Origin of the sequence: Mesorhizobium sp. B2-8-3 (assembly GCF_006440815.1) — a bacterium.
GTDB lineage: Bacteria > Pseudomonadota > Alphaproteobacteria > Rhizobiales > Rhizobiaceae > Mesorhizobium.
In genome coordinates this window covers 12,618-37,358 of sequence record NZ_VFTW01000010.1, presented here as the reverse complement: position 1 = coordinate 37,358, position 24,741 = coordinate 12,618, and the positions used below count along the sequence as shown (strand labels likewise).

The window sequence follows — 24,741 nt, the reverse complement described above, 5'->3', positions numbered from 1 at the left end:
CGTCCGTTAGCGATCGGCCAGCGCCAGCTTAGCGCCGAGCATGACGAAGGCGGCGGCAAAACTGCGGCGCATCCAGGTCAGCACTTTCGGCCGCGACACGATGTGGCTGCGCACCGACGCCGCGAACACGCCGTAGATGGCGAAGACGACGAAGGTCATCAGCATGAAGACGCCGGAGAGCTCGAGCATCTTGGGCAGCGCATGCGGCTCGTTGGTGCTGACGAATTGCGGCAGGAAGGCGAAGAAGAAGATCGACAGTTTCGGGTTGAGGATGTTGACCAGGACGCCGGAGGTGATGGTCCTGGCGGTCGAGCGCGGCGCGGCGTCCTCGTCGATGCTGAGCCCGCCTTTTTCCTTCAACGTGTTCCAGGCCATGTAGAGCAGATAGGCGACGCCGAGATATTTCAGCGTCTCGAAGGCGATGGCGCTTGTGTGCAGCACCGCTGCGAGGCCGGTGATCGCGGCCGCCATATGCGGGATGATGCCCAGCGTGCAGGCGAAGGCGGCGATAATTGAAGCGCGCGCGCCGCGCGAAAGACCGGCGCTCAGCGTGTAGAGGACGCCGGTGCCGGGCGAAGCCACGATGATCAGCGACGTCAACAGGAATTCGATGCTCATGGATTTCCTCCGCAGCCCTGCCCGACGGGAAGGTACCGGGAGGAATGGGTGTCGGCAAGCGGCGGAGAGCTTGATCTCCCCCCTGTGGGGAGATGGCCGGCAGGCCAGAGGGAGCGCGAAGGAACGCGGCCTCTCAGTCCCATTTCTTTGAAATCTATTCGGATGTCCGATCGAAGCTCGGCTGAGACGCCGGCGGGACAGCGCCCCACTCTGCCCTGCCGGGCTTTCGTCCTTCGCAAAGCCAAGCAGTTGGCTTCGCGTCCGCTAGGCGGACCAGTCCTCAACTCCCACAAGCGGGGAGATTGGCAGTTCGAGCCCATGCGCTGCCCTCGCCATCAGGCAGTCGTCACCGCCCGGCATGCAAGCGCGGCAGACATCGGGGCGGAGATCATAGATGCCGCAGGCCGTGTGCTTGCCCACCTCGCCGGTGAGCGCCGAACATCGGCCGCCCTCGCAGCGCATGCCGGACTGGTCCGCGGCTACCAGCTCGGCCGGAATGCGGTCGAGCTGTTCGTCATCCTCGGTCGAAAAACGCGGCCAGTCGGCCGAATAAGAGCAGCAGGCGCCGCAACTCTGGCAATCGAACACGGCGACCGCACCGGCATCCTCGTCGACAGACACAACGGACTGACCGGGCAGCCCGAGCGGCCTGGCTGTGCGACCGGCGTCCTGCGGCAAGGGCGCTACTTCTTCCTGGTCTTGCGCGCCGGCGCTTCGGCAGACGACTTGAACAGATCGGTCGCAACCTCTGCGGACGCATCCGGCTTCGCCGCCGGCTTGGCTGGCTTGGCAGTGGCGGGCGCAGCTGCCGGCTGGTCCTTGGCGGAGAATTTTATGGCCATGTCAGTCCTCGTCAGAAAAGCGCGATGATGGCGCATTGGGGTTGCGCAAGCGGCCGATCAGCGCCGAGACCGCCGTGATGTTCATTTCCTCGGGCGACCAGTTCCTGGCGTCCTCGATGTGGTGCGGCGCCAGCTCACGATGCGTGCTGCCGCTGTAGGCGGCATCCTGATAGCTGGTGCGCTGACGGGTCTTGGCGTCTTCCCGCACATACTCGATCAGATAGTTCGGGGCTTCGGCGCGGCCGCGCACGCCAACGCGCACCTGGGCATCGCCATGCGCGCGCTTGCAGCGTTCGAGCCTTTCCAGCACTCGGCGAACATATTCGATCGGCTTGTCAAGGGTGTCGACCATGTCGGCGATGGTCGCATCGGCGGCGATCGGCGTTGATGGCACGCGTTTGGCGGCCATCAGCGTGTGCCTGCCGGTTTCGGCAAGGCCTGCCCACATGATTCATTCAAGATAGCGGTCAAAATCTTCTCCTGCCCGGAGGCTGATGCCGAAATGGCAGAGCGTCTTTCGGCCATGACCACGCACAAAGCAACATGGCGTCAGATTAAATTGCGGACGTCCGCATCCCTGGCCTTGCAGCATTCCTATCACATCGTGGCGGGCGTTTGGGACTATCCGCAAAAAGGACAAAAAAATTCGTCGGCTGCGGAACCAATGTCATGGCAAGCCGTTTCTACTCAAGCCGTCGGCAATTCACGAGCAATCGAGAACGGTTGACGGCAAAAGCGCCTCCCGCGCCGTAACACGCGCGAGAGGCGTTTTCTATTGCTCAGCGCTCCTGATCGGTCGGACGGATAAGTATCTCGTTGACGTTGACCCTTGGCGGCTGGCTGACGGCATAGAAAATGGCGTTCGCAATATCCTCGGCGGTCAGCGCTTCCATCGTGGCGAGACGGTGTTCGAGGCCGGCCTTGGATTGCGCGTTGGTGATGTGATCGCCGAGTCCGGTACGCACAAGGCCCGGCTCGATGACGGTGACGCGCACCTTGTCGGCATAGACCTCCCGGCGCAGCGATTCCGAAAAAGCCACCACGCCGAACTTGGTCGCCGCGTAACCGGCCGCGCCCGGGTTGGCGACACGGCCGGCCACCGAGGAGACGTTGACGATATGGCCCTTCGAAGCCTTCAAGTGCGGCAGCGCCGCCTTGGTGGCCGCCATCAGCCCGATCAGGTTGAGCTCGATCATCTGGCGCCAGTCGTCGAGATCGGCTTCGGCCGCGGGGGCAAGCAGCATGACGCCGGCATTGTTGACGAGGATGTCGAGCCGTCCCCACTCGGATATGACCTTGTCGACCATCGCGGTGATGTCGCCGGCCTTGGCGATGTCGGCTTCGATGGCGCGCGCCTTGCCGTCCGCCTGTTCGATGCGCGCAACCAGTGCCTCGAGGCGATCGGCACGACGGGCGGCGACCGCGACTTTCGCGCCGGCCGCGGCAAGGGCCACAGCGGTGGCCTCGCCGATGCCGGACGAAGCGCCGGTGACAAGGGCGACCTTGCCCGTGAGTATTGAATTTGCGGTGGTCATGAGAAATCTCCAGGAGCCCGGCCCGCTTCTTCACATAGGCCGCGCCGCCAGGGCTTGAAGTCCCCCATCAGAGCCGTCGACGCAATTTGCTGACCCGGCCGCGCTCAATCCTGTTCGTGCGGCCGGGCTCCGGCCAGGGCTCCCTGGCGGCTTCCGCATACCAGTGACGCATCGCGGGCGTCGCCAATACCGCATCGACATAGGCGCGGGTGACGGGCGCCAGCTCACCGCCATAGGTGTCGAAGCGCGTCACCACCGGCGCATACATCGCATCGGCCGCGGTGAAATGACCAAACAGGAAGGGGCCGCCGTCACCATATTGCTCGCGGCATCGACGCCAGATCGCTTCGATCCTCGCCCGCTGCGCCTCGCCCTCGGCATCGAGCGGCTTATGGGATTTCGGCCGGCGCAGATTCATCGGCCAGCCGTAGCGCACCTCGCGGAAGCCGGAATGCATCTCGGTCGCCACCGAGCGCGCCAGTTGACGGGCGCCGAGGTCTTCCGGCCAGAGCTTCTTCCCAGGGTAGAGGTCGGCAAGATATTCAAGGATGGCAAGCGTTTCCCAGACGATCCTGCCGTTATGATTCAAAACCGGCACCAGGCCGGTCGGCGACACCTTGGCGAGGTTGGCTGCCGTCTGCGGCGTGCGCAGCCGCACGAAGCCCTCCTCGAAAGGTATCTCCAGCTGCTTCATCGCCACCCATGGCCTGAGCGACCAGGAGGAAAAGCACTTGTTGCCGATGTAAAGCGTGAATTCCGCCAAGATTGACCTCTCTTGATGCTGGTTGCGGCGCAAACCTAACCGCTTCACCTTCGAGCCGAAAGTCATTGTCGCGCCGCCGGTTTGCGGAACCAAAAAACTCCGCGTCCGTTTGGACGCGAGATGCGGTTCTCGCATCCAGGCTCCACCCAGGAGATGCGCGCATGGTGAACAGGGATCAGGTCGCCGGTCTTGCCAAGCAAATGAAGGGTTCGGTCAAGCAGGCGGCCGGCAAGGCCACCGGCAACCGGCGGACCCAGGTCGAAGGCGCTGCCGACAAGCTCGCCGGCAAGGTGCAGAAGGGCTATGGCGACGTGAAGGACAAGGTCAAAAGGGCGTTCTGACCGCTCAGCAGTTTGCCTTGACGACAGGACTATGGAGGTCGCCGCGAGGCGGCCTTTTCATGTCTGGAATTGCTTGGCCAAGGCGTTGGTGAAGACCATCTCGCCGTGGTCGCCGGCCGCTTCGCCCAGCACCACGTCCAGCTTGTCGGCCGTCACGCGCGCCAGCGCGAAGCCGCCCATATAGGCCGCCTTCGGCTTGACGATATCGAGCCCGTCGCGCTGGTAGATCATCGGCACTTCGTGCTGGTGGCCGTGGAAGACCGCGATGACATTATAGCCCTTGATCGCGGCCAGCAGCGCCTGGCGGTCCGCCTCGCCCCACCAGTGCGGGCGGCCGGAGCCGTCGTCATCGTATGTGCGTTTCACCGGATCCCAGCGCTCGATCGAGAAAGTGTCCCAGCCATAGTGCTGGAACAAGATCACTGGACGACCGTCGCCGGCATAGGTGGCGAGGTCCTGCTTCAGCCAAGGCAGGCTGCTCGGCGCGCCATGGCCGGTGTCGCCGGCGAAGCGGTGCGTTTGGATAAGATGCAGGCCACCCCAGTCCCAGGAATAGCAGTCGGTGTCGACGTCATATTCGGTCGCCGGCACCGGCGGCTTGAAGAACACGCCGGGGCGATGGTTGACCTCGACATAGTCGCGCAGTTCGCGGCGATACCAGTCGACATGCGGCGGCGAGCCGTTCTGGTCGAGATCGTGGTTGCCCAGCCCGACATAGACCGGGATGTGAACGCGGTCCGGCCCGACGCCTTCCTGATAGCGCTGGGAGAACTGCAGAAGCTGCGTGCCTTCGCTGGGCTCGGTGACCTGGCCGCCGCCATCGTCGGTGATGTCGCCGCCAGTGACGAGGCCGAGCGGCGTGCCGATGCGGGTGCCGGCCGAATGCAGCCCGGTGGAAACGCCGTTGATCTCGGCCGGCCACTCCTTGTCGGCAATGGCGTTCAGGGCCGCGACGTTGCGCAGAAGCGCTGCATCGGTCTTGCCTTCCTGCAGGCAGTTGGGGCTGAGCCCGCTCGCCATGCGGCAGGCATGGATATCGGCGATGAAGAGGAAGGTGGCGTCGACCGGCTGGATGCGCCGGCCCGTCTGGCCGAAGGCCACGCGCGGAAAGACCCCGGCGGCAGCGAGGCCGCCCAACCGAGCCATGAAGATGCGGCGCGAAACGGTTGTTGGCGAAGAGCGATTCATCGTCACCCGATTAAACACCCTTAAACCGCCTCGTCCAGTTCAATGCCCGGCCAGCGCCTGGAGACTTTCCATGCCTAGACATGAAAAGCTCTTGGGTCGACAGCGCGGCGGGGGTCTGTCATTGCTTTGGCACATGCATCCAGCGGAGGAAGGCATGAAAACCCTGATAACCGGCATGGCATTCGCCATGCTCGCCGGCGCCGCGCAGGCCGCGGACTGCGTGGACGCAAAAACCGCCAAAGCCGGCTTCGCGCTCGAAAAGGCCGGCATCCGCAGCGAATTCCGGCCGGCGTCCGGCGGCATGGTCGCGGTCGCCAACAAGTATGAATCGGACTCGCCGCAGACGCAGTATCTCTATGCCGGGCTGATCGAAGTGTTCCGCGACAGTGACACCGGACGGCTGTCGATGATCCCGCTCGGCGACCTCAAGAAGCTGTTCCCGCTGAAAGCGGGCGCCAAGAGCAAGACCGAATTCGTGCGACTGTCTTCAAAAAAGGCGCCGAAGGGCACCGAGACACTGGCTTTGGCCGTCAAGGGCAAGGACACCTACAAGCTCGGCGACTGCAAATACAACGTGCTCGTGGTCGGCGAAACGATCACCGGCGATACGGGCAACGTGATCGACACGTTCACGGCGCTCTACTCGCCCGACCTGCAGGCGGTGCTGGCACGGCGGTACGATGAGGGGACGAGCGCGCAGAGCGAGGTGGGATTCGAGACGATCAAGCCGTTGAGGGAGTGAGGTGTAATTGTCAAACGACGCGATCCTTCACGCCTGTGCTCCGCCGGCATCAACCGATCATCCGCCGCGGCAACACGCGACGCCGCCGCTTTGCCGTCAACCCGCTCTGCGATGGCTCGAAACCTTCCAGCGCCCTCAAACACTCCCGCAGCACCCCTGCATCCTGTGACGTCTTGGCCATCGACATGGCGCCGGAATAAGCAGCCACCGCAAGCGCGGCGAAGCGATCGGGATCGGTCCTGCCCTTTCCGCCGTCCAGTTGGTCGGCCCGGATCTTATCGGCGATCGCCCTTCGCCAGCCGGCGAAAATCCTGGCGAGCGCCAGGCGGAATTCATCGTCGGCCAGCGACAGCTCGTGCGCCAGGTTGTTGAGCGGGCAGCCGCGCACATAGCCCTGTTGCTCCAACTCCGCAGCCACCGCCTCGAACACGGCCCGCACGCCTTCGCGGGCCGAGGACGCCGCCAGCACCGGGTCGATCCAGGTCTTCTGCACCGCCGCCGCCACCCGTTCCTCGATCACCGCCAGCGCCAGCGCCTTCTTGGTCGGAAAATGGTGATGCAGCGCGCCACCGGTGACGCCGGCCGCGGCCATCAGATCACCGAGGCTCGAGGCGTGATAGCCGCGCGCCTGGAAGGAGTTCTCCGCCACGTCGAGGACGCGCCGGCGCATGCCTTCCGGGTCGTTTGTGCGTTTCTTGTGTATCGCCATGGCGATCTCCCCATCTCCGCTTGTTGGAGAAGGTACCTGAACGAAGTGAGGGCGGATAAGGGAAGCCAGCGTCTCACTCCGCTGGAGCACCCCTCATCCGTGTCGGCGCTGCGCGCCGATCCACCTTCTCCCACAAGGGGGGAAGGGGAAAATCACGATAGCAGATTGACAAAACAGGACAACCGGTCTGTTTATAAACAGGACGATCACCCTGTTTTGAGATTCTGGCCATGAACCGACCTTCCCGCCTTGCCTCACCCGTCGTCGAGCTTCGGCAATACACGCTGAAGCCCGGGCAGCGCGAAACGCTGATCGCGCTGTTCGATCGGGAGTTCGTCGAAACGCAGGAAGCGACGGGCATGACCGTCATCGGTCAGTTCCGCGATCTCGACCGCCCCGACATGTTCGTCTGGCTGCGCGGCTTCGAGGACATGGAGGCAAGGAAGGATGCGCTGAGCGCCTTCTATGGCGGCCCCATCTGGGCGGCGCATCGGGATGCCGCCAATGCGACGATGATCGATTCCGACAACGTGTTGTTGCTCAAACCGGCATGGCGGGGTGCGGCGTTCGACCTCTCAGACTTACAGCGGCCGACAGCCGCCGAAGCTGAAAGTATGAACTACGGAAGGCGTTTGCCTGGTTTTGTTGAGATTTCGATTCATCATTTGCAGCGAGGCGCCGAGGCCGGTTTTGCCGGGCGTTTCGAGGCGGCGGCGGTCCCGCTGCTCGCGGCAGATGGCACCCGGCTGCTCGGCGCCTTCGTCAGCGAGCATTCCGAAAACACCTTTCCGCGTTTGCCCGTGCGTGCCGCTGAAAACGTCTTCGTCATCGTCGCAGGGTTCGATGATGGCGATGCCCACGCCGGCCGTCGGGCCGCCCTCGCCGCTTCGCCGGCATGGCGGGCGATCCATGAAGCCTTGCAAGCCGCTTCCACAAAGCCGGCAGAGACGTTGCGTCTGACGCCTACGGCCCGTTCGCTGCTGAGATAGTCACGCGGCCGGCAGCATGCCCGCTATTGCCTCGGCGACAAAGGCCGGGTCTTCCCAATGCGGGTTGTGACCGCAATCTTGTGCCCACACCAGACGCGATCCGGCCAGCGCCCCGGTCAGTGTGTGCTGGTGCGCCGCGCCGAAGAGCGGATCGCGCCCGCCGGCGATGATCAGCGTCGGGACCTGCACGGCCCGCGCCGCGGCGGTCAGATCGGTGCGGCGGACTTCTTCGAGAATGGCGCGCCAGCGCGCCGCGGGAATCGCGGATGCGTCCTTCGCGAGGCGGGCGAGAAAGGCCCGCGGCACATCTGGCCGGCAGGCATGCCACCAGTCATAGAAAGGATCGGACGGCGAGATCGGATCACGAAGCGCTGCCACGCCATCGATCAGTTGGTGATGCGATCCGAAATCGGGCCTCAGCGTGCTGGCCACGATCACCAGCCCACTGACCAGTTCCGGATGCCGAGCGGCCAGCGCGATCGACACCATGCCACCCAGCGAATGCCCGACGACGACCGGTCGCTCGAGCCGCAGGCGCCGGATCAGCCCCGCCATGTCGTCGGCGAAACCAGCGACGCCAAAACTCTCACCCGCCTGCGAGCCACCGTGGCCACGCAAGTCCGGCATGATCAGCCGGCGGCCGGGAAGATGCGGCGCCAGCAGCGAGAAGCTGCGGCTGGTGTCGGTGAAGCCATGCACAAGGACAAGCGGCGGCTCCGAACCGGCGATCTCGACATAGGCAAGGTCGAGACCGCCGACCTCGGCGATACGCTTGCGCTCGGCCCAGGCGGCCTGCTCTACCTCCTGCTCCTCAGACACGGATCGCGCCGGCCTCACAGTCCGAGCTTTTCCTTGACCGCAGCAAGGCCGGGCTTGCCATCGAAGGTGGTGACGCCGGCAAGCCACGCATCGAGACGATCCCTGTGCTGGGCGATCGACTTCAGCGCCCCGTCCTCCGGCTTCATGCCGTCATTGATGAGGTAGCCCATGCCGACATTTTCCATGTCGATGTCGAAGGCAAGGTTCTTCAGAAACTTTGCGACGTTGGGGCATTCCTGCAGGAAACCCTTGCGCACCTGGGTGGTCACGGTGGCGGCGCCGAAATTCGGGCCGAAGAACTTGTCGCCGCCGGTCAGATATTTGAAGTCGTACATCGTGTTCATCGGATGCGGCGCCCAGCCCTGGAAGACGATGAACTGCTTCTCCTTGATCTCGTAGCCGACCTCCGAGAGCATGCCGGCCTCGCTCGATTCCACCACCTGCCAGCCGTCGAGGCCGTATTGCGGATCGGCAATGGCGTCCATCATGAGCTGATTGGATCCGGGCTCGATGCCATACATCTTCTTGCCGAACTTGTCGGCGAACTTGTGCAGGTCCGACAGGTCCTTGACGCCGGCATCCCAGACATAGGTCGGCACGGCGAAAGTGTATTTGGCGCCGACCAGGTTGACGCGCACATTCTCGATCGAGCCGTCCTTCTTGTAGGGCTCGTAATAGGTGACCATCGCCGGATCCCAGTAGCCGAGGAACAGGTCGAGGTCTTTGTTCTTCATCCCCTCATAGATGACGTTGATGCCGAGCACTTCGCTCTGCGGCTCGTAGCCGAGCGCCTGGAGCAGCACCTTGGCCACGCCGGTGGTGAAGGCGAGATCGTTCCAGCCGGGCTCGGCCATGCGGACCGTTTTGCAGCTCTCGGCCTCGGCGGCCCGGGCCGGCTGGGAGGCCAGCATCAGGGCCGTGAGACAAATCCCATTCGCAAGCATGCGCAACATTCCGGTTCTCCTCATCGCTTTTGACCTCTTGGTCTATTTATTGTCCCACTGGTCAATTGTTGATCTGGACGGACGAAAATGTCAACATGGATTCGCCATGCATGGATCGGTCCCGTGAAACTCACGCGCCTCAGCGACATACGCCGCAAGGAGCTGCGGCAGGCGGCCTTCGCCGTTCTGGAGCGCGAAGGCATCGCCGGCGCGACGCTGGAAAAGGTCGCGGCCCAGGCCGGCGCGTCGAAGGGCATCGTGCTGCATTATTTCCGCAACAAGCAGGAGCTGTTCGAGCACGCCATGCGCGAGGCCAACGCCGTGCTCTGTCACGCGGTGGTCGCCAGGCTTCAGCGGGCGCGGACGCCGATGGAACGGCTGGATGCGGTGATCGAAGGCAATTTCGAGGAGCATTTGTTCCTGCCGCCGCTCTGCCATGCCTGGCTGTCACTCTGCGCCGAGGTGCCGCGCGACGAGAAATTGGCACGTATCCAGAAGGTGATCCACGCGCGCATGCGTTCGAACCTTTTATCCGGCCTGCGCGGCCTCGCTGCGCCGGAACTGGCCGAGGAGATCGTGCTTGGCGTCACCGCTTTGATCGACGGGCTATGGCTCAGGCTCGGCCTGCAGCCGGGCAGCGTCACGCGCGAGCAGGCGGTACGCCAGGTCAAGGATTTCGTCGCGGGCCGGCTGGGCCTGCGCCAGCCCGCGCCGGTCGGGTTAGCCTCAGCCGGATAAGGTTCATACCGGCGATCGCTCCCGCGCTTGACCGTCCGCGTTGCTCAGCGCTGCACTCCCGCTCCAACGGCAGCTATACCCCCGGGAGAGCACTTGCGGTGCCGTCCCAGTCCTTGAAGCCGAGCGTTCCCACCTCATCGAGTATCTGCTCGCGGATCCAGCGATGCGGTGGCTCATCATCGCGGCGGGCGTGCCAGTACATTCTGACCGCCGGCGATGGTATCGGGATCGGCGCCCGATAGATGCCGATCGGCAGGGATTTTGCCGCCGCTACAGCGAACTGCGTTGGAACCGCAGCCAGATAAGGCCCGTTCGCCACGGCCAGCGCGACGGCCTGGAAGTGCGGCAAAGCAAGCATGACGCGACGCGCCCGGCCCATCCTGCCCAGCGCATCGTCGGTGAAGCCCGACATCGATCCATCGATGGAGCGCAGCGCATGCGGCAGCGCGCAGAAGAGGTCGAGTGGCACCTCTTCGCCCTCGGCGATGCTGGCCTGGCCGAGCGCGGCGTTGTCCTTCGCCGCGACAATGGCGAAAGGCGAGCCGAACAGCGCCACGCTTGAGACCCACTCCGCGACCTCCAGCGGGCGCTCCAGCGCAAGGTCGATCCGATCGTCCTGCAACAGCTTCGAGACGTCGCCGATGGCGCTGTCGAGGAAACGGAACGATACGCCGGGCGCCACCGCCGCAATGCGCGCGGCGAAGGGCGGCATAAGAAGCATGGAGAAGAAATCCGCGCCCATGAAGGTGAATGTCCGTTCCAGCCTTGCCGGATCGAAATCGGTCGCCGGCTGAAAGGCGCGCTCGATCTCGCGCAGCGCCGCGCGCACCGGCTCCGCCAGGCTTTCGGCGCGAGGCGTCGGCACCATGTCGTTGCCGCGGCGCACGAAGAGCTGGTCGTTGAGCGCATGGCGCAGGCGGTTGAGCGCGGCGCTCACAGCCGGCTGGCTGAGGCCGATCTGCTCGCCGGCGCGCGTCACGCTCTTCTCGCGCAGCAGCGCGTCGAGCACCCTCGCCAGATTGAGGTCGAGCGCGTTCAAATTCATCGCATCAATCCCCCCCATACGATCATTCGATTTCCATCACCGGCTCGTCCTTGCTTAGGTCGCCGTCGAAGCCGCTTTGTCGGCACTCAACAAGGGAGAGCAATGATGACAATGATCAACACGACGATCGCAGGCAAGGAACTCCTCTGGTTCAACAACACGCTCGTTGCCATCCAGGTTTCGTCGGCCGACGGCGAGGACGGCATCTGCATCATCGAGCACCGCCAGCCCTACGGCGATTCCGCGCCGCTGCACGTGCACCGCAATGAGGACGAGGTGTTTCATATCCTCGAAGGCCGGATACGTTTTGTCGTCGACGGTCGCGAGCGGCTTGCCGGCGCCGGCGAAACGGTGCTCGCTCCGAAAGGCCTGCCGCACACTTACAAGGTCGAGTCTCTCGAAGGCGCCCATACGCTCACCGTCACGCGCGGTTCGGATTTCGAGACGATGGTGCGCAAGGCTAGCCGCCCTGCGGAGCGAGCCGAACTGCCGCCGGCGGCAGCGCCGACGCCGGAGATGATTGAGGTGTTGACGAGCCTGTGCGCCGAGAACGGCATCGATATTGTCGGGCCGCCGCTGGGGTGCTGATCTCCCCCCTTGTGGGGGAGATGGCCGGCAGGCCAGAGAGGGCGCTGTCCCGCCAGCCCTTCGCTCCTGTTCGAAACAGCCCGAAGGATTTCCAAACGCCGTGATCCTTCGCGCCCCCCTCTGACCTGCCGGGCATCTCCCACGAGGGGGAGATTGGCCGTCACCGCCGTCTCGCCCAAAGCGAGAAGGAAGAGGCGCGCCCTTCAACCGATTTGCATCTTCCCCGCCCGCAATCTCCGCTTGATGCGGTTTGTGCAACGCGATACGCCCTTGCCCAAATCGACAGACGGAGACTTACCGTGAGCGCTGAAAAGACCAGAACCGAAACCGATACGTTCGGTCCCATTGAGGTCGCGGCCGACCGCTATTGGGGCGCGCAGGCGCAGCGTTCGCTGGGCAATTTCAAGATCGGCTGGGAGAAGCAGCCGGCCTCGATCGTGCGCGCGCTCGGCATCGTCAAGCGTGCCGCGGCTGAAGTGAACATGGAGATGAAACGGCTCGATCCCGCGATCGGCAAGGCGATCGTCGACGCTGCGCAGGAAGTCATCGAAGGCAAGCTCGACGAGCATTTCCCGCTGGTCGTGTGGCAGACGGGTTCGGGCACGCAGTCCAACATGAACGCCAACGAGGTGATTTCCAACCGGGCGATCGAGATGCTCGGCGGTATGATGGGTACGAAGAAGCCGGTGCACCCCAATGACCACGTCAACATGAGCCAGTCGTCGAACGACACCTATCCGACGGCCATGCACATCGCCTGCGCCGAGCGGGTCGTGCATCACCTGATCCCTGCGCTGCATCATCTGCACAAGGCGCTCGACGCCAAGGCCCGCGCCTTCAATCACATCATCAAGATCGGCCGCACGCACACGCAGGACGCCACGCCGCTGACCCTTGGCCAGGAATTTTCCGGCTATGCCGCGCAGGTTGCCTCCTCGATCAAGCGCATCGAGCAGACGCTGCCCGGGCTGCAGGAACTGGCGCAGGGCGGCACCGCCGTCGGCACCGGCCTCAACGCGCCGGTCGGCTTCGCGGAAAAGGTGGCGGACCGCATCGCTTCGATCACCGGCATTTCTTTCGTGACCGCACCGAACAAGTTCGAGGCGCTCGCGGCACACGATTCCATGGTGTTCTCGCATGGCGCGATCAACGCGGCGGCCGCGGCCCTCTTCAAGATCGCCAACGACATCCGCCTGCTCGGCTCCGGACCGCGCTCGGGTCTCGGCGAGCTGTCGCTGCCGGAAAACGAGCCGGGTTCCTCGATCATGCCGGGCAAGGTCAACCCGACCCAGTGCGAGGCGCTGACGCAGGTCTGCGTGCAGGTGTTCGGCAACAATGCAGCGCTCACCTTCGCCGGCAGCCAGGGCCATTTCGAGCTCAATGTCTACAACCCGCTGATGGCCTACAACTTCCTGCAGTCGGTGCAGTTGCTGGCCGACGCCTCCGTGTCCTTCACCGACAATTGCGTGGTGGGCATCGAGGCGCGCGAGGACAACATCAAGGCAGCACTCAAGCGCTCGCTGATGCTGGTGACGGCGCTGGCGCCGACCATTGGCTACGACAACGCCGCCAAGATCGCCAAGACCGCGCACAAGAACGGCACGACCTTGCGTGAGGAGGCCTTGGCCACCGGCTTGGTCAGCGAAGCCGATTACGATCGGCTGGTGCGGCCGGAGGACATGACGCATCCGGGGTAAGCACAGCTCCCCCATTCGACAGTTGCAGGCTGCCGCAGCCGATGTTGTCATTCCAGGGCGAAGCAAAAGCAAAGTTCCGTCGCGGAGACCCTGGAATCCATGAGCAGAATCTCCACCGCGGCGGCTGCTTTGAAGTCACGGAATGGATCCTCGGGTCTGCGCCGCGTCGCTTCGCTCCTTGCTTCGCCCGTGGATGACGAAGCGATAGGGATTTTGCGGCAGCACAGTTTACTCCCTCAAACCAATCCGACGACATGATTTTCGCGCCCGCCCGGCGGATGTCGAAACATCTTTCTGTGAACAATGTGTCGCCACATAGGCGACTTTTAGTGAACAGTCCACATCGTCTATTTGACTGGGTATTCAACCCATTCGGAGAACCGCCATGTCCATCAACTCTTCCGTCGCCGGTACCGGCGCCCAGTCCAACAGTTCCACGACGATCCTGCTCGGCCGCATCCTGCTCGCGGCCATCTTCCTGCTTTCCGGCTTCGGCAAGCTCACCGCCATTTCCGGCACCGCCGGCTATTTCGGCGCGATGGGTCTGCCGGTGCCGACCGTGACGGCCGTTGTCGTCGGCCTGATCGAATTGCTTGGCGGGCTCGCTGTCCTGCTCGGTTTTCAGACCCGGATCGCCGCTTGGGTGCTTGCGATCTTCACCATTGCGACCGCTCTTGTCGCCCACACCGGTTGGGCCGATCAGAACCAGATGATCCATTTCATGAAGAACCTCGCCATCACCGGCGGTTTCCTGCTGCTCGCCTCGTCCGGCGCCGGCGCTTATTCGATCGACGCAAAGCGCGCCTGAGGCACTGTTGTTTGACGCAATTCCAGACGGAAAACCGCTTCGCACTTTTCCTGGAATTGCTCCCCTCCCAAGCCTTAAACGCGAGCGGCGCGGAATTTTCCGCGCCGCTTTTTCGTTGCAGGCGTAGACTGCAGCGGCAGCCGGCCTCATACGCCGGCAAGGGAGGTCGGCCATGTTTCGCAACGCGTTGCTTCTGGTCTCACGGCTTCTGTTGGCCGCGCTCTTTGTGCCGTCGGGCTTCCAGGCGCTCACCAATATCGGCGGCACGATCAGCTATTTCACGGGCCTCGGCCTGCCGCTGCCGACCTTGGCCGCTTGGGGCACAGGCCTGTTCGAGCTGATTGCCGGGCTTTTGATCCTTGTCGGTTTCCAGACGCGGATCGTGGCGCTTTTGCTTGCCGCCTTCTGTGTGGTTGCAGGTTTCATCGGCCATTACGGCCAAGGTGGTGAAGATGCGACCCTCGCCTTCCTGCACCAGCAGATGCTGATGAAGGACATCGCCATTGCCGGCGGCTTCCTGGCGCTCGCCATGGCCGGCGCCGGCGCATGGTCGGCGGACGGGCGTGGGTTCGGGATCGGCGCCGACGTCACCTGATCCGTTACTTCACCGAAACGCTCGGCCCGCCCTCGACCGCCAGCATGAGGCGGCGGTTGGTGATACGTGCCAGTTGCGCCAGCCGGCCGGCTGGGCGCTCGCCATAGAGGTCGGCGAGCGAGGCCGGCAGCACCAGGGCCAGCGCGCCGTTGCCGCGGCTTTCCCATTTCAGCCGCGGCATTACGCCGGGCATCGCCGCGGTGAGCAGATAGACCACGCGCATCATCGCCGCCAGGACGCGGGCGCGCTCGAGCAGCCTGGGCGGCGCCAGCGCCTTGATCTCCGGCGCGATGCCGTCGTTGAAGATGCCGTCATGGCGGTAGGCGTTGGCCAGGGCCAGATAGGCACGGCCGGGATGGTCGACGCCGATGAAGGAAGCATGCGCGATGATGTTGAGCGACTGCCTGCCGCGATATTCGGGATGCGCGCGCCAGCCGATGTCGGCGAGCAGGCAGGCGGCGTGGCGGTAGCGCGCCTCGTCCTCCGTCTCGTCGATGCCGAAGGCCTTGAACGCCTTGCCGGTCCATTCGACCAGGTCATGCGCATGGTGCACCGAGCGCGAGCGTAAGAGCGCCAGTTCCTCCGCGGCCGAGATCAGCGGATCGGATTTCTGCTCCTCGGCGTCGAGCAGCGAATAGAGGAACCCCTCGCGCACGCCTTGCGCCGAGACGACGATCTTCGAGGGCTGCATCGCCGTCATGATCTCCTGCAGCACGACCGCGCCGTAGGGCAAGAGCGAGCGGCGGTTCTTGGAGACGCCCTCGATGCCCCTCACCTTCTCGACCTCGCCCTTGGCCACCTGCTTCAGGAAAGCCTGCGCGCTGTCGGCCGAAATCTCGTAGTTGTGCATGACGCCAAGCGGGTAGTTGGTCATCTCCATGTGCAACCTGGCGAGGTTTCGCCAGGTGCCGCCGACGGCGTAGAAGACCCTGCCCTGCCCGCCCTTGAGCAGCTTTGCCCGCGCCAGTTCCTGGCGCGCGATCTTCTGCGCCTGGACGAGCGAGTTCTTCGCCATATCCTGCAGGCGCAGGCCGCCGAGCGGCAGCGTGATGCCCTCGCCGATCGTTTCGCGATTGATGTCGATCAGTTCGAGGCTGCCGCCGCCAAGGTCGCCGGCGATGCCGTTGGCCGGATGGAAGCCGGAAATGACGCCGAGCGCCGAATAATAGGCTTCCTGACGACCGGTGAGCACGCGGATCTCGGTTTTCAGAACGTCCTCGGCGCGATGGATGAAATCGGGGCCGTTGCCTGCCTCGCGCGCCGCCGCGGTGGCCAGCACATACATATGCTCGGCGCCGGCTTGATCGGAAAGCGCGCGAAAACGGCGGAATTCCTCCATCGACCGCGTCACCGCCTCGGGGTCGAGCTTGCCCGTCGAAACGATGCCGCGCCCGAGGCCGGCCAGCATCTTTTCGTTGAACAGAAGCGTGGGCGAGCGTGCCAGCCCCTCATAGACGACGAGGCGGATCGAGTTCGATCCGATGTCGATGATCGACAGCGGCCGCCGGTCCTGAAGCCGGCCCTGGGAAACTGCAATCACGCGGCGCCGTTCTTCTTGCGGCGCTTGAACTGGGCGATGCGCTTGGGCGCATGCGATTTCAGCGCGTCGCCCCGTCCGGAGAGGCTCGGATTGGTCATGAAATATTCCTGCGCGTTGAACGGTTCTTCGCCTTCCTCCAGCACAACGCGCCGGGAGGTGCCGTCAGCCAATACGTCGAAACTTTGCTGGTTGTCCATGATGTTGCCCAGCATGATCTGGCCAAGCACCTGTTCATGCACAGTTGGATTGGTGATGGGCACCAGGGTCTCGACGCGGCGGTCGAGATTGCGCGGCATCATGTCGGCCGACGAGATGTAGACGACCGCCTCGTCCGACGGCAGGCCGTGGCCGTTGCCGAAGCAGAAGATGCGGCTGTGCTCGAGGAAGCGGCCGACGATCGATTTCACCCTGATATTCTCGGAAAGACCCGGCACCTGCGGCCGCAGACAACAGATGCCGCGCACGACGAGGTCGACCTCGACGCCGGCGCGGCTGGCGTCGTAAAGCGCGTCGATGATGGTCGGATCGACCAGCGCGTTCATCTTCATCCAAATGCGCGCCGGTCGGCCTTCGCGGGCATGGACGATCTCGTCCGAGATGTGTTTCAGGATGCGGTTGCGCAGCGTGAAGGGCGATACGGCAAGGCGCATCTCCTCGGCGGGCTCGGCATAGCCGGTGATGAAATTGAAGAGCTGCGCGACATCGCGCGCGATCGTCGGGTCGGTGGTGAAGAAGGACAGGTCGGTGTAGATGCGGGCGGTAACCGGGTGGTAGTTGCCGGTGCCGAGATGCACGTAGTTGCGCAGCCGGCCATCCTCGCGGCGCACGATCAAAGACATCTTGGCGTGGGTCTTCAGCTCCAGGAAGCCGAACACGACCTGCACGCCGGCGCGTTCGAGGTCGCGCGCCCAGCGGATGTTGGCTTCCTCGTCAAAGCGCGCCTTGAGCTCGACAAGCGCCGTGACCGACTTGCCGGCCTCGGCGGCGTCGATCAGAGCGCGCACGATCGGGCTGTCGTTGGAGGTGCGGTAGAGCGTCTGCTTGATCGCCACCACTTCCGGGTCGGCGGCGGCCTGGCGCAGGAACTGCACCACCACGTCGAAGGACTCGTATGGGTGATGGACGACGATGTCCTTCTCGCGGATGGCGGCGAAGCAGTCGCCGCCATGCTCGCGGATGCGCTCGGGAAAGCGCGGATTGTAGGGCGTGAATTTGAGGTCGTCGCGCGGAATGGCGACGATCTCGGAGATCTGGTTGAGCGCCAGTGGACCGGTGAGCACGCTGATGCGGCTCGACGAGACGCCGAGCTCGCCGGCGACGAAGTCCCGCAACGCGGCCGGCATCAGCGTGTCGAACTCGATGCGGATCACCGAGCCGCGGCGGCGTCGCTTCAGCGCCGTTTCGAACAGGCGCACCAGGTCTTCCGACTCTTCCTCGACCTCGATGTCGCTGTCGCGGATGATGCGGAACGTGCCGGAGCCCTTGACCTCGTAGCCGGGGAAAAGCTTGCCGATATAGATACCGACCACTTCCTCCAGCGGAATGAAGCGGACATGGTTCTTGCGGTCGGGCAGGCGGATGAAACGCTTGAGCGCCACCGGCAAGCGCAGCAGCGCGCTCATCTCCTCGCCATTCTTGCGATGGCGCAACTGCAGGGCGATGGAAAAACCGAGATTGGGAATGAACGGAAACGGATGCGCCGGGTCGATCGACAGCGGCGTCAGCACCGGGAAAACCTGTTCCTGGAAATGCTCCTCCAGCCAGGCCTTCTCGTCCTTGGTCAGCGCATCGCGGGTGATGCTTTCGATGCCTTCCTTGTTGAGCAGGACCATCAGCGCCGAGAGGCTCTTCTGCTGGTCCTCCTGCAGACGCTCGACCTCGCGCAGCAATTGCTCGAGCTGCTGCTCGGGCGTGCGGCCGTCGGGGCTCTTCAGCGCGATGCCCTCGCGCACCTGGCCGGCAAGGCCGGCGACGCGGACCATGAAGAATTCGTCGAGATTGGCGGCCGAGATCGACAGGAAGCGGACGCGTTCGAGCAGCGGATGATGCTCGTTCAGCGATTCCTCCAGCACGCGGCGGTTGAATTGCAGCCAGGAAAATTCGCGGTTGACGAAACGGTCGGGATTGCCGCCGTCCGGGCTTGCCGCCTCGACGGTGATGAACTCGCTCTGCACAGGCTTCAGTTCGTTCATGGTTTCCCGCTCTTGGCCGCAGCCGTCCCTAGGAGGCGCCGCATATTGCCGTTCAACGACGCTCTAACATGTCTTTGTGACGCATGATCGTCACGGAATCGCTCCGACACCGGCCCCATGCGCTTAACCGGCTCAACTTATCCTCTGCCAGCCTTTTGCGACAGTTTGATTTCATCGATCTTGCAAACGGACCTGTTATGCTCCAGATGCAGACTGGTCACACCCACTGGCCGAACCCAATTGGAGACGACGATGGCAGGCGGCAGCATTCCCCATTTCCAGAACGACGCGGGCCACCCGGTCATCGAGATCGGCGTCAAGGAATTCATGTGCACCGGCGCCAATCCGCCTTTCGACCATCCGCATGTGTTCCTCGACATGGGCGACGACAATGAGAAGGTCTGCCCCTACTGCTCGACGCTCTATCGCTATTCGCCGTCGCTGAAGGCGACGGAAACGCAGCCGGCCGGCTGCCTCTATGTCGACCAGGCCGCCTGACCCTGCAGATCATGAACGACTGCTAGATCATGGCTGAAACACGGTCCCGGCAAATCGTCATCGCCGGGGCTGGCATCGCCGGGCTGACGGCGGCGCTTGCCTTTGCCGAGCGCGGCTTCCCGGTAAAATTGTTCGAGCAGGCAAAGCAACTCGAAGCGGCCGGGGCCGGCCTCCAGCTTTCCCCCAACGCGACCCGCATCCTGCGCCGGCTCGGCGTGCTCGACCGCCTGCTGCCCAACGCGATCCGGCCGCAAGCGGTGGTGCTGAAGGACGCGGGAAGCCTGCGCGAGCTGGCGCGTGTGCCGCTTGGGGAAGCCGGAGAAAAACGCTGGGGCGCGCCCTATCTGGTGGCGCACCGCGCCGACCTGCAGGCAGCGCTGATGGCCACGGCTGCGGACTGGCCAGATATAGAGCTTGTCACCGGGGCGCGCGTGAGCGGCATCGCCCTCGACCCGCAAAGCGTGACCGCGACGGTCGAGATCGACGGCAAAGCGACGAGTGTCACGGGCGGCCTGCTGATCGGAGCGGACGGTGTCTGGTCTTCGCTTCGCGCGGGGCTTGCCAGGACGGCCGGCTTTGCGGCGAGTCGCTTTTCGGGTGAGCTCGCCTGGCGCGCGACGGTCCCTGCGGAAAGTGCCGCCGGCCAGGCCTTTGCGCAAATCGGCGCCGCAAACTGCGTCACCACCTTCCTGCATCCCGGCTTCCACATGGTCGCCTATCCGGTGAGCAAGGGCCGCGCCTTCAACCTTGCGGCCTTCACCAAGGGCGAGCGCATCGCCGAAGGCTGGTCCGGTCATGCGGACCCTGCGATCCTCTCAGGCGCCATCCGAGGCACAGCGGCGGCACTGTCGAGGCTGGTGGCACTCGCCGGCCCCTGGACGGCGTTCCCCATTCACACGGTCGAGCAGCGCCGCTGGGCAACGCCGGACGGCATCGCGCTGATCGGTGACGCCGCGCATGCCATGACGCCGTTCGCGGCCCAAGGCGCGGCGATGGGAATCGAGGACGCCTCGATGCTCGCCAATCTGGTCGCCGATTTTCCGGGCGATCCAAGGCAGAGCCTGACGGTTTGGGAGAATCTCAGACGGCCGCGCGTCGAAAAAGTGCTGAAACGCGGCGCGCTCAATCGCTTGGCCTGGCATGCCAGGGGACCGGTGGCGATCGTCCGCAACCTGGTGCTGGCGACGCGGCCGGCGGAGAAGCTCGCCGCGGACTTGGACTGGCTCTATGGCTGGGAGGAGCGGAAGGTGGTCAGGCGGTAGAGCGGCAGACGACCGAATAGGCGGCGCAAAGGAACGAGGCGCTCGCCAATTGCTACCAAAGCGCGTCGCGCTGAAGCGGATTCAGGCGACGCGCTTCAGCCTTTGTTTTCATGCATGTCGTTATCGCAAAACCGCTGCACACTTTTGCGCGACATGCATTAATCATACAACCGCAACGACCACCACAGCGTCACCGGCAGCGGGTTCCACCATCCCGTGCGCAGGCCGGCGGTGCGCAGCGCAGCCGCCGTCCAGGTGTTGCAGCCGACCAGGGCGTTGAAATGGCCATTGGCTTCGTAGAAGCGGTCGAAGGTTGAATACCCAGCATTCTCGATCGCCATCGGGCCACCCGGCCCCTGCCGAAAACTCGCCGCTATATGGTCGAGCAGCGCCGCAAAATGCGCTTCGTCGATGTCGAAGCCGGCGACGGCGGGATGCTGCTCCTTGATCGCGCCGGCGACATCGACATGCATCACCGAAGCGTCGATGGTGAGCGCTTTCAACACCGGCGCGGCCTTCAGCTGCGACCATGTCGGGGTCTCCAGATAGAAGGCGCGGCCGCCCCAACCGAAGACGATGTAGCGCGCGCCCGGCGCCTCGATCGGCAGACCGGCGTCGGCGAGAAAGGCAAAGCGCCGGCGCACGCCATCATCGAGGGGCACGGCGATGTCGGTGTGGATCGGGTTCCTCAGCACCAATATGTGCCGCGTCCCCCCGCCTTCGGCGGCAGCCGGCCAGAGCGGGCGCGGCACCAGCGTGCCGAGCGCGGTGGCAAGCACCACCGCTGCGACGAACATTGCCAGATATCGCAGGAATTTTCGCATCAGGCGCGGTAAGTCGGCCACATTTGTCGCAGCTCTCGAGATTGGCCGAACCCGTTCGTGACTTCGCCATCCTCGGGCTTGACCCGAGGACCTCTGCCGTAGGGCGCGACGGTGCAGAATTCTGAACCGCAGCAACACCTCGATGTCACGGCATCGATTCTTGGGTCTGCGCCGCGTCGCTTCGCTCCTTGCTTCGCCCTAGAATGACGAAGCCGAGGGGTGGTTCGAGCAACCTGTTACCGGGCTCCGCCTCAGTGCAGGATCTGGCTGAGGAAGAGCTTCGTGCGCTCATGGCGCGGATGGTCGAAGAACTCGGCCGGCGTGTTCTGCTCGACGATCTGGCCCTGATCCATGAAGATCACGCGATTGGCAACCTTGCGGGCAAAGCCCATCTCGTGGGTCACGCACAGCATGGTCATGCCCTCTTCCGCCAGCCCCACCATCGTCTCCAGCACTTCCTTGATCATCTCCGGATCGAGCGCCGAGGTCGGCTCGTCGAAGAGCATGATGCGCGGGTTCATGCACAGCGAGCGCGCGATCGCCACGCGCTGCTGCTGACCGCCCGAGAGCTGGCCCGGATACTTGTTGGCCTGCTCCGGGATCTTGACGCGCTTGAGGAAATGCATGGCGATCTCCTCGGCCTGCTTCTTCGGCATCTTGCGCACCCAGATCGGCGCCAGCGTGCAGTTCTCGAGGATGGTGAGATGCGGGAACAGGTTGAAATGCTGGAACACCATGCCGACCTCGCGGCGCACTTCGTCGATCTTCTTCAGATCGTTGGTGAGTTCCTTGCCGTCGACAATGATCTTGCCCTTCTGGTGCTCCTCCAGCCGATTTATGCAGCGGATCATGGTCGACTTGCCGGAACCGGACGGACCGCAGATGACGATGCGCTCGCCGCGCATCACCTTGAGGTTGATATCCTTCAGCACATGGAACTCGCCATACCATTTGTGCATGCCGACGATGTCGATGGCGACATCGGTAGTGGAGATGTGCATCTTGGCGGCGTTGACCTTGATTTCTTCCGCGCTGACGGCGTTTTCGGTGGCCATAACCTGTTCCCTTTTTATCGTTTATAGCCGGTGTCGAGCCGGCGTTCGGTGTACATTGAATAGCGCGACATGCCGAAGCAGAACAGCCAGAATACGAAGGCGGCAAAGATCAGGCCGGACTTCGCGGTCTGTGGCGTCGCCCAGTTGGCATCGGCGAAATTCTGCTTCACCACGCCGAGCAGGTCGAACATCGAGATGATCAGCACCAGGCTGGTGTCCTTGAACATGCCGATGAAGGTGTTGACGATGCCGGGGATGACCAGCTTCAGCGCCTGCGGCAGCACGATCAGGCCCATTTTCTGCCAGTAGCCGAGGCCGAGCGAGTCGGCGCCCTCATACTGGCCCTTCGGGATCGCCTGCAGGCCACCACGAATCACTTCGGCCATATAGGCGGCGGCAAACAGCGACACGCCGATCAACGCACGCAGATATTTGTCGAAGGTGACGCCCACGGGCAGGAACAGCGGCAGCATGACGCTGGCGAAGAACAGCACCACGATCAACGGGATGCCACGCACCGTCTCGATAAATATGACACTAAGCACCTTGATGATCGGCATCTTCGAGCGCCGGCCGAGCGCCAGGATCACACCGAGCGGCAACGACACCGCAATGCCGACAAAAGAAAGGCTGAGCGTGACCAGCAACCCACCCCAGCGCGCAGTCTCGACGGCCGGCAGGCCGAACACGCCGCCGAGCAGCAGGAAGAAGGCGACGACCGGCAATCCCGCGAAAAGCAGGATCGCGTTCAGTCTTTTGCCCGGCACGCGCGGGATCAGCATCGGCACCAACAGCACCACGAACAGGATGGCGACCAGGATCGGCCGCCAGCGCTCCTCGATCGGATAGGTGCCGAACATGAACTGGCCGAACTTGGCGTTGACGAAGGCCCAGCAGGCGCCGGTCCAACCGTCGGGTTGGATGCCACCTTGTGTGACGGTGGTGCAGACGGTGCGGTCCGGCCCGGTCCACTGGGCATTGAGGAAAGCCCAGCTGATGACCTGCGGCAGTATCCACAGCACGATGGCGATGCCGAGAATTGTGAGGACGGTGTCGCCGATCGAACCGACCAGGTTCTTGCGCACCCAGGCATAGGCGCCGCGTTCGGTAGGCGGGGCCGGCTGCGCAAGCGCCATCTCGGTGCGCACCCAGGACATGTCGTGTTCCTGCATGGCCCCTACCTCTCCACCAGCGCCATTCTGGCGTTGACGATGTTCATGACAAAGGACGTCACCAGGCTCAGCACCAGATAGGCGATCATCATGATGAACACGCCCTCCACCGCCTGGCCGGTCTGGTTGAGGACCGTGCCGGCGGTCGCGGTGAGGTCCGGATAGCCGATGGCGATCGCCAGCGAGGAGTTCTTGGTCAGGTTGAGATACTGGCTGGTGAGCGGCGGGATGACGATGCGCATCGCCTGCGGGATGACCACAAGCCGCAGGATCGGACCGGAGCGGAGGCCGAGTGCCGCCGCTGCTTCGCTCTGGCCTTTGCTGACGCCCCTGATGCCGGCGCGCACGATCTCGGCGATGAAGGCCGCCGTGTAGAAGGAGAGCGCCAGCAACAGCGACAGGAATTCCGGCTTGACCCAGAAGCCACCGGTCAGGTTGAAGGTCGACTGCTTCGGAAAATCGAACGTGAGCGGCATGCCGCTAAGCAGGTAGGCCAGCACCGGCAGGCCGACGATAAGCGTGACCGATGTCCAGAAGACCGGAAATTGCTGACCGGTCGCCTTCTGCCGCTGTCGCGCCCTGTGGGCGACGAACCAGGCCATTGCAATGGCGAGCAGCAGTGCGACGCCGATCAGCCAGGAGCCATCCCCCCAAACGGCGCGCGGAAAATAGAAGCCGCGCTGGTTGAGGAAGGAGCCGAAAGGCAGGTGGATGCTCTCGCGTGGCGGCGGCAGCACGGCCAGCACGCCGGAATACCAGAAGAAGATGACCAGCAGCGGCGGGATGTTGCGGAATATCTCGACATAGACGGTGCAGATCTTGCGGATCAGCCAGTTCTGCGACAGGCGGCCGATGCCGATGGCGAAGCCCACGATGGTCGCAAGCACGATGCCGGCGACGGCAACGATGATCGTGTTGAGCAAACCGACGACCAGCGCGCGGAAATAGGTCGAGTCAGACGTATAAGCGATCGGCGTGTCGGAAATGTCGAAGCCGGCCCTGCTTCTGAGGAATTGGAAGCCTGAAGCGATGTGCAGGCGCTGAAGGTTCTCGATGACGTTGTTGACGATCCACCAGATCGAGCCAAAGAGGAGGATCACGACCAGCGTCTGAAAGAACAGGCTGCGTATTCTCGGGTCATTGATGAAGGAGCCGCGACTCGGCTCCCCGCGAAGAATTTCCTGCGAAGCCATGGACCGTCCCCTGGAAAGAGAAACCGGGAGGCAGACGATCTGCC

General features: G+C 63.9%; 28 protein-coding genes. 11 read left to right on the top strand and 17 right to left on the bottom strand.

What is annotated here, in order from left to right; all coding sequences use genetic code 11:
* Positions 1-6 precede the first annotated feature (6 nt).
* From FJ418_RS16720 to FJ418_RS16710, 4 genes are all read right to left on the bottom strand, one after another.
* The gene (locus tag FJ418_RS16720) at positions 7-618 is read right to left on the bottom strand and encodes a LysE family translocator (RefSeq protein ID WP_140656908.1); all 612 of its coding nucleotides are present in this window, start codon (positions 616-618) and stop codon (positions 7-9) included.
* A gap of 264 nt (positions 619-882) precedes the next feature.
* On the bottom strand, positions 883-1,239 hold the full coding sequence (locus FJ418_RS16715) for a YkgJ family cysteine cluster protein (protein WP_181166974.1): 357 nt from the start codon (positions 1,237-1,239) through the stop codon (positions 883-885).
* Positions 1,240-1,301: 62 nt separating this feature from the next.
* On the bottom strand, positions 1,302-1,460 hold the full coding sequence (locus FJ418_RS31935) for a hypothetical protein (RefSeq protein WP_181166965.1): 159 nt from the start codon (positions 1,458-1,460) through the stop codon (positions 1,302-1,304).
* A gap of 1 nt (position 1,461) precedes the next feature.
* Positions 1,462-1,869, bottom strand: a complete 408-nt coding sequence (locus FJ418_RS16710) for a hypothetical protein (protein ID WP_095768506.1) — start codon at positions 1,867-1,869, stop codon at positions 1,462-1,464.
* 6 nt (positions 1,870-1,875) lie between these two features.
* Between FJ418_RS16710 and FJ418_RS16705 the strand changes: the two genes are divergently transcribed.
* On the top strand, positions 1,876-2,187 hold the full coding sequence (locus tag FJ418_RS16705; protein ID WP_140641040.1) for a hypothetical protein: 312 nt from the start codon (positions 1,876-1,878) through the stop codon (positions 2,185-2,187).
* A gap of 52 nt (positions 2,188-2,239) precedes the next feature.
* Here FJ418_RS16705 and FJ418_RS16700 read toward each other — a convergent pair whose 3' ends face one another.
* The gene (locus tag FJ418_RS16700) at positions 2,240-2,995 is read right to left on the bottom strand and encodes an SDR family NAD(P)-dependent oxidoreductase (protein WP_140867385.1); all 756 of its coding nucleotides are present in this window, start codon (positions 2,993-2,995) and stop codon (positions 2,240-2,242) included.
* Positions 2,996-3,062: 67 nt separating this feature from the next.
* Entirely contained in the window at positions 3,063-3,758 is a 696-nt protein-coding gene (locus FJ418_RS16695; protein ID WP_181166964.1) for a glutathione S-transferase family protein, read from the bottom strand.
* Positions 3,759-3,919: 161 nt separating this feature from the next.
* Here FJ418_RS16695 and FJ418_RS16690 point away from each other — a divergent pair, with 161 nt between their 5' ends.
* The gene (locus FJ418_RS16690; protein ID WP_140641034.1) at positions 3,920-4,099 is read left to right on the top strand and encodes a CsbD family protein; all 180 of its coding nucleotides are present in this window, start codon (positions 3,920-3,922) and stop codon (positions 4,097-4,099) included.
* A gap of 57 nt (positions 4,100-4,156) precedes the next feature.
* Here the strand turns inward: FJ418_RS16690 and FJ418_RS16685 are convergent, their stop codons facing one another.
* Complete coding sequence (locus FJ418_RS16685; RefSeq protein WP_140641032.1) at positions 4,157-5,287, bottom strand: metallophosphoesterase; 1,131 nt, start codon at positions 5,285-5,287, stop codon at positions 4,157-4,159.
* A gap of 154 nt (positions 5,288-5,441) precedes the next feature.
* Between FJ418_RS16685 and FJ418_RS16680 the strand changes: the two genes are divergently transcribed.
* A complete protein-coding gene (locus FJ418_RS16680; protein ID WP_140785744.1) occupies positions 5,442-6,029 on the top strand; it encodes a hypothetical protein in 588 nt (195 codons plus the stop codon).
* Between the two features lie 49 nt (positions 6,030-6,078).
* On the opposite strand, the gene FJ418_RS16675 is transcribed toward FJ418_RS16680, so the two are convergent.
* Complete coding sequence (locus tag FJ418_RS16675) at positions 6,079-6,738, bottom strand: TetR/AcrR family transcriptional regulator (RefSeq protein WP_140867383.1); 660 nt, start codon at positions 6,736-6,738, stop codon at positions 6,079-6,081.
* A gap of 230 nt (positions 6,739-6,968) precedes the next feature.
* On the opposite strand from FJ418_RS16675, the gene FJ418_RS16670 reads away from it, so the two are divergent.
* A complete protein-coding gene (locus FJ418_RS16670; RefSeq protein ID WP_140867380.1) occupies positions 6,969-7,727 on the top strand; it encodes an NIPSNAP family protein in 759 nt (252 codons plus the stop codon).
* On the opposite strand, the gene FJ418_RS16665 is transcribed toward FJ418_RS16670, so the two are convergent.
* Together FJ418_RS16665 and choX are read right to left on the bottom strand one after the other, a co-directional pair.
* Entirely contained in the window at positions 7,728-8,546 is an 819-nt protein-coding gene (locus FJ418_RS16665; protein ID WP_140867377.1) for an alpha/beta hydrolase, read from the bottom strand.
* 14 nt (positions 8,547-8,560) lie between these two features.
* Positions 8,561-9,499 carry a choline ABC transporter substrate-binding protein gene (gene choX, locus FJ418_RS16660; protein ID WP_140867374.1) on the bottom strand — a complete coding sequence of 313 codons (939 nt, stop codon included), beginning with the start codon at positions 9,497-9,499 and terminating at the stop codon, positions 8,561-8,563.
* 78 nt (positions 9,500-9,577) lie between these two features.
* Here choX and betI point away from each other — a divergent pair, with 78 nt between their 5' ends.
* Positions 9,578-10,228: a transcriptional regulator BetI gene (gene betI / locus FJ418_RS16655; RefSeq protein WP_140867371.1), complete on the top strand. Its 651-nt coding sequence runs from the start codon at positions 9,578-9,580 to the stop codon at positions 10,226-10,228.
* 73 nt (positions 10,229-10,301) lie between these two features.
* Here the strand turns inward: betI and FJ418_RS16650 are convergent, their stop codons facing one another.
* On the bottom strand, positions 10,302-11,273 hold the full coding sequence (locus FJ418_RS16650) for a LysR family transcriptional regulator (protein WP_140867368.1): 972 nt from the start codon (positions 11,271-11,273) through the stop codon (positions 10,302-10,304).
* A gap of 105 nt (positions 11,274-11,378) precedes the next feature.
* Between FJ418_RS16650 and FJ418_RS16645 the strand changes: the two genes are divergently transcribed.
* The 4 genes from FJ418_RS16645 (at position 11,379) to FJ418_RS16630 (ending at position 14,961) form a co-directional block, all read left to right on the top strand.
* Positions 11,379-11,861, top strand: a complete 483-nt coding sequence (locus FJ418_RS16645; RefSeq protein ID WP_140657019.1) for a cupin domain-containing protein — start codon at positions 11,379-11,381, stop codon at positions 11,859-11,861.
* Between the two features lie 299 nt (positions 11,862-12,160).
* Entirely contained in the window at positions 12,161-13,558 is a 1,398-nt protein-coding gene (fumC, locus tag FJ418_RS16640; RefSeq protein WP_140867365.1) for a class II fumarate hydratase, read from the top strand.
* A 385-nt stretch (positions 13,559-13,943) separates the two neighbouring features.
* On the top strand, positions 13,944-14,366 hold the full coding sequence (locus FJ418_RS16635; protein WP_140710710.1) for a DoxX family protein: 423 nt from the start codon (positions 13,944-13,946) through the stop codon (positions 14,364-14,366).
* Positions 14,367-14,538: 172 nt separating this feature from the next.
* A complete protein-coding gene (locus tag FJ418_RS16630; protein ID WP_140710712.1) occupies positions 14,539-14,961 on the top strand; it encodes a DoxX family protein in 423 nt (140 codons plus the stop codon).
* A 4-nt stretch (positions 14,962-14,965) separates the two neighbouring features.
* Here the strand turns inward: FJ418_RS16630 and ppx are convergent, their stop codons facing one another.
* Positions 14,966-16,501 carry an exopolyphosphatase gene (gene ppx / locus FJ418_RS16625; protein ID WP_140867362.1) on the bottom strand — a complete coding sequence of 512 codons (1,536 nt, stop codon included), beginning with the start codon at positions 16,499-16,501 and terminating at the stop codon, positions 14,966-14,968.
* On the bottom strand, positions 16,498-18,693 hold the full coding sequence (locus FJ418_RS16620; RefSeq protein ID WP_140641008.1) for an RNA degradosome polyphosphate kinase: 2,196 nt from the start codon (positions 18,691-18,693) through the stop codon (positions 16,498-16,500). The genes ppx and FJ418_RS16620 overlap by 4 nt, the downstream gene beginning before the upstream one ends.
* A gap of 252 nt (positions 18,694-18,945) precedes the next feature.
* Between FJ418_RS16620 and FJ418_RS16615 the strand changes: the two genes are divergently transcribed.
* On the top strand, positions 18,946-19,191 hold the full coding sequence (locus tag FJ418_RS16615) for a zinc-finger domain-containing protein (RefSeq protein WP_027169907.1): 246 nt from the start codon (positions 18,946-18,948) through the stop codon (positions 19,189-19,191).
* Positions 19,192-19,220: 29 nt separating this feature from the next.
* The gene (locus tag FJ418_RS16610) at positions 19,221-20,453 is read left to right on the top strand and encodes an FAD-dependent monooxygenase (protein WP_140867359.1); all 1,233 of its coding nucleotides are present in this window, start codon (positions 19,221-19,223) and stop codon (positions 20,451-20,453) included.
* Between the two features lie 158 nt (positions 20,454-20,611).
* Here FJ418_RS16610 and FJ418_RS16600 read toward each other — a convergent pair whose 3' ends face one another.
* From FJ418_RS16600 to FJ418_RS16585, 4 genes are all read right to left on the bottom strand, one after another.
* Positions 20,612-21,277 carry a TIGR02117 family protein gene (locus tag FJ418_RS16600; RefSeq protein WP_140867355.1) on the bottom strand — a complete coding sequence of 222 codons (666 nt, stop codon included), beginning with the start codon at positions 21,275-21,277 and terminating at the stop codon, positions 20,612-20,614.
* A gap of 251 nt (positions 21,278-21,528) precedes the next feature.
* Positions 21,529-22,332, bottom strand: coding sequence for an amino acid ABC transporter ATP-binding protein (locus tag FJ418_RS16595; RefSeq protein WP_095768430.1), 804 nt, complete (start codon positions 22,330-22,332; stop codon positions 21,529-21,531).
* Between the two features lie 14 nt (positions 22,333-22,346).
* Positions 22,347-23,504 (bottom strand): amino acid ABC transporter permease, encoded by a 1,158-nt coding sequence (locus FJ418_RS16590; protein WP_140659337.1) that lies wholly within the window; start codon positions 23,502-23,504, stop codon positions 22,347-22,349.
* Between the two features lie 5 nt (positions 23,505-23,509).
* Positions 23,510-24,697, bottom strand: coding sequence for an amino acid ABC transporter permease (locus FJ418_RS16585; RefSeq protein WP_140641000.1), 1,188 nt, complete (start codon positions 24,695-24,697; stop codon positions 23,510-23,512).
* Positions 24,698-24,741 lie beyond the last annotated feature (44 nt).